The organism is Adlercreutzia sp. DFI.6.23 (assembly GCF_024462535.1).
Classification (GTDB): domain Bacteria; phylum Actinomycetota; class Coriobacteriia; order Coriobacteriales; family Eggerthellaceae; genus Adlercreutzia; species Adlercreutzia rubneri.
In genome coordinates this window covers 1-302 of sequence record NZ_JANGBP010000498.1, presented here as the reverse complement: position 1 = coordinate 302, position 302 = coordinate 1, and the positions used below count along the sequence as shown (strand labels likewise).

Sequence of the window (302 nt, the reverse complement as noted above, 5' to 3'; positions counted from 1 at the left end):
GCACGATGGCGCCCGACCGCTCGTGTCGCCGGATCTCATCGAGCACACCATCAACATGGTCAAGGGCAACTTCGATGCCGACGTCGCCATTGTGGCACATCCGGCGGTGGATACGCTGAAGGTCGTGGAAGACGGCGTGGTGGTGGGCACCCCCGACCGTTAGGTCTTCTGGAATGCCCAGACGCCCCAGGTCTTCCGCGCGGGCATCTACCGCCGCGCCCATGCGAGCGCGCTGTCCGACGGCTTCGTGGGAACCTACGACTCGTCGCTCATCGAGCGGCTTGGCGGCAAAGTGCTGATCG

At 65.2% G+C, this 302-nt stretch carries 1 pseudogene; it reads left to right on the top strand.

Going from position 1 to position 302, the window contains the following annotated elements:
• A pseudogene (locus NE591_RS14305) lies at positions 1 to 302 on the top strand (2-C-methyl-D-erythritol 4-phosphate cytidylyltransferase); the annotation flags it as partial.